This is a genomic window from Neobacillus sp. NRS-1170 (genome assembly GCF_050468025.1).
In genome coordinates, this window is the sequence record NZ_JBITPF010000116.1 from 1 (window position 1) to 1,670 (window position 1,670).

1 protein-coding gene is annotated in these 1,670 nt (G+C 36.8%); it reads right to left on the bottom strand.

The genetic code is table 11. The features are described 5' to 3' along the window. Positions 1–281: 281 nt before the first annotated feature. Positions 282–1,556, bottom strand: a complete 1,275-nt coding sequence (locus tag ACIFOT_RS32030) for an IS110 family transposase (RefSeq protein ID WP_430072943.1) — start codon at positions 1,554–1,556, stop codon at positions 282–284. Positions 1,557–1,670: the final 114 nt, after the last annotated feature.

The following is a 1,670-nucleotide window of genomic DNA, read 5'->3' on the forward strand; positions in this document are numbered from 1 at the left end:
TTTCACTCCAATAATTTCCATATGATGTACGTATTCTCCACGCCACCCCTGGAGGTTTTCGCTCCCATGTCTCAACGGGTCAAATGCCCTTTCATTCCTTCGTCATACCTATCCAAGTGGTAGAGGCCGGTCTTTCTAACGGAACGGGTCAGAGCCCTTTTGCACAATAATTCCGGTACTTCGTACTTTCTTTGTAATCCTACGAATAAGCCAATATTCGAAAGATATTAATCTTAATGTTATTAGTAAGTTGTATATAAATAGACTATCCTTGGTTAAAGCTATGCAGCTATTAATACTATTGGTTTTACTTTGTGGGGACAATAAGTTTCATTTTTACGGGCCATTCCAACTAAAACTCTTGCGAGTTTATGAATTAATTTCATTATCGATTTCATTTTCTTCATTTTTTTTACTTTAACATTATTAGCGTGCATCTCTTTAAAATCGGGGTTGTTCATCACTAGGCTCATAGTCGTTAAGTACAAGAAACGTCTCAATCTAGATCTTCCGCGTTTAGAGAGGACAATTTGACCTTTCCATTTACCTGAACTAGCCTCTGCAAGATGTAATCCAGCATGACGTAATAATGAATTACCATGTGCAAATCCACTTAAATCTCCTGACTCACCTAGAATACCTGCAAGGGCAATCTCACTAATCCCTTTTATGGCAAGTAACTTTCTTGCGAAAGGAATTCGTTTAAGAACATTAGTGACTTCTTTTTCAACTCGTTCAAGTTGCGTTGTTGCTAGATCAAACTCTTCAATTAATTGTTCAAGGTGCAATTTATAAGCATCGAGTGCTTGTCGCGTTCCAACTGAATGCCTGGCTAATTCAATTAATTGATGTGCTTTTTTTAACCCAGGTTGCCTCTTCATTTGAGTTTTCCAGCCTTTAACGATATCTGGAGCTTTCATTGAACGAAGTTCATTTGGGGTAGGGAATAAGCGTAGAGTGGCAATTGCCCCTTTCCCTTTAACATCTTTAAATACCTGTCGAAGTTCAGGGAATACAATATCTACCCATCGGTTAATTTGATTGATAGCACTGACCAGTCTTTTAACTGTCATATCTCGGTTTGACATTAATACACTGAGTTTTTCAAAGGGCTCCGAAGTAGGACGAATAAAGGAATAGTAACCATTCTTGACCATATCAGCGATAACAAGAGCATCTTTTTTATCACTTTTTGACTGGGTATTATCCCGGTTTTCCTTATTCTTTTTTACCAAATGAGGGTTAACAGTGACGGCTTCAATATCTTGATCAAATAGCCATTTTGATAGGTTAATCCAATAATGTCCTGTTGGTTCCATACCAACAATTGTAAAATCAAAACCTTTTAAGCTTTTTAACTGGTTCATCCATTGTAGTAATCTAGCAAAACCATCTTCATTATTTTCAAAGGAAAGAGGATCTCCAACTATAATTCCACGAAAATTAACAGCTCTAGCTATGTGTAATTCTTGAGCTATGTCTACACCAACTACAAGGTGTTTATCAGAAATTCTTTCTATTAGTTGATTTTGTTTGTCTTGCATTTTAAACTTCATATAAGGGCTTCCTCCTTAGGGTATTGAGTTAGAGTGGTGTCTATACTCATATCTTACTGAGGGGCCCTATTTTTTTCAAAGTTGAAAATTAGTGATCTACAGGAATTCTAACGG

Bases quoted from the DNA above. Each gene is read 5' to 3' on its own strand.
- ACIFOT_RS32030 (WP_430072943.1), bottom strand. From the start codon at position 1,556: ATGAAGTTTAAAATGCAAGACAAACAAAATCAACTAATAGAAAGAATT.